The sequence below is a fragment of the Sandarakinorhabdus sp. genome (genome assembly GCF_040398645.1).
Lineage (GTDB): Bacteria > Pseudomonadota > Alphaproteobacteria > Sphingomonadales > Sphingomonadaceae > Sandarakinorhabdus.
The window spans coordinates 1-1,757 of the sequence record NZ_JBBATR010000070.1; the positions used below are offsets into that span (position 1 = coordinate 1).

Here is a 1,757-nt window from a genome sequence, read left to right on the forward strand (position 1 = left end):
GGGTTCATTTCGGAACCGACTGCGGGTAACGTAACGCGCTAGTGGCATTGAGGATTTGGCGGCCGGTACCGTAACCGGCTGCCATCGCAAACAGGAGTTGTCCCCATGGCTATTTCAATGGGCAAGAGCGCTGAAGACAGCCCGATGGGCGAAATGAACACGACGCCGTTGATCGACGTCATGCTCGTTCTGCTGATCATGTTCATCATCACCATCCCGCCACAGACCCACGCGGTTAAGCTCGATCTGCCGCCGCCAAACCCGAACCCCAGCAATGTTGATCCGGTGTTCAACCAGATCGACATCGATTTCCTGGGGAACGTGTATTGGAACAAAACAGAAGTCGATCTTAATACGCTGATGGGTTACCTCAAGCAGGCGGCAGCGATGCCGACCCAGCCTGAATTGCGTATGCGGCCGGAAGCCGAAGCCAAGTATGAGCTGGTCGATAAGGTGTTGGCCGAAGCCCAGCAGGCTGGCATCGAGAAGATGGGTTTTGTGGGCAACGAGGCCTACGCAAACTGATCCTGTGATTGGCACGGTTCGTTTCGACCGGGTCTTTCAAACGGAGATGAAAGAGGCAGCCTCAGGGCTGCCTCTTTTGTTTTGGCCACGCTGCCCATTCCCGCAGTATCGGCTAACTGCGCAGCGGGCATAGACTTGGTCATCTTCCAAAGGATGTTCGATGACCAATCTTACCGGCAAGGTTGCACTTGTCACTGGCGCCGCCTCGGGGCTTGGCAAGGCTGCGGCCTCTGCATTGGCAAAGGCTGGCGCAGCGGTGCTGCTCACGGACTGTGATCTTGCTGGGGAGGAGGCCGCTGCTGGGTTGGTCGCTGCTGGACTGAAGGCTTCGTTCCGGCTGCATGATGTCACCAGCGAAGCCGATTGGGCTGCCGCCGTGGCCCACGCGGTTGACGACTTCGGGCGCCTCGATATCCTCGTCAACAATGCCGGTATCTCGGGCGGCCGTCACGCGTTGATGGAACATAGCCTTGAAGCCTGGCGGCACACTCTCTCCATCAATCTGGATGGCGTGTTTTTGGGCCTGCGCCACGCCGGCCCGCCCATCGCTGCTGCTGGTGGTGGGTCCATCATCAATGTCAGTTCGATCCTTGGCAAAGTCGGCATGGCTGGCGCAGCGGCCTATTGCGCATCAAAGGGCGGTGTGACGCTGTTGACCAAGGCCGCCGCGTTGGAGTGGGCGCCGCTGCAGATCAGAGTGAACAGCATTCACCCCGGCTTTGTGGAGACTCCGCTCGTTGCCAATGCGTTGGCAGCCAGTGACGATGGCAATGCCCTTAGGGATGCGCTGATTACGGCGCACCCGCTCGGCAGGATGGGGCTACCAGCCGAAATCGCCGCCGCAATCCTTTTCCTGGCCAGTGATGCGGCCAGTTTCATGACCGGGGCCGAACTTGTGGTCGATGGCGGTTACACGGCGCAGTAGAGTCTGCTTAGGTTCAGGTAGCCTGACCCGCTTAGGCCGCCTGGTCGAACTGTAGCCGCGCGAGCCGGGCGTAGAGGCCGCCTCCGTTCATCAGGCTGTCGTGCGTGCCGGTCGCAATGATGCGGCCCTTGTCCATCACCACGATCCTGTCTGCATTGCGCACAGTGGCAAGGCGGTGGGCAATCACCAATGTAGTGCGGTTCTTCATGAGCTCATCAAGTGCTGCCTGGACGAGTTGTTCACTCTCAGCGTCAAGCGCGCTGGTCGCTTCATCAAGCAGCAAAATCGGTGCATTGCGCAGAACGGC

The 1,757-nt window shown here is 59.4% G+C and carries 2 protein-coding genes and 1 pseudogene; 2 read left to right on the forward strand and 1 reads right to left on the reverse strand.

Translation table 11 applies throughout. From position 1 onward, the window contains the following. Positions 1-105 precede the first annotated feature (105 nt). Both ABWP50_RS12060 and ABWP50_RS12065 read left to right on the forward strand, forming a co-directional pair. Positions 106-525, forward strand: a complete 420-nt coding sequence (locus ABWP50_RS12060) for an ExbD/TolR family protein (protein ID WP_353218235.1) — start codon at positions 106-108, stop codon at positions 523-525. Between the two features lie 160 nt (positions 526-685). After that, entirely contained in the window at positions 686-1,450 is a 765-nt protein-coding gene (locus tag ABWP50_RS12065; protein WP_353218236.1) for an SDR family NAD(P)-dependent oxidoreductase, read from the forward strand. A 31-nt stretch (positions 1,451-1,481) separates the two neighbouring features. Here the strand turns inward: ABWP50_RS12065 and ABWP50_RS12070 are convergent. Then, a pseudogene (locus ABWP50_RS12070) lies at positions 1,482-1,757 on the reverse strand (ABC transporter); the annotation flags it as partial.

Coding starts and splice junctions, on each gene's coding strand:
- ABWP50_RS12060 (WP_353218235.1), top strand. CDS start 106: ATGGCTATTTCAATGGGCAAGAGCGCTGAAGACAGCCCGATGGGCGAA.
- ABWP50_RS12065 (WP_353218236.1), top strand. CDS start 686: ATGACCAATCTTACCGGCAAGGTTGCACTTGTCACTGGCGCCGCCTCG.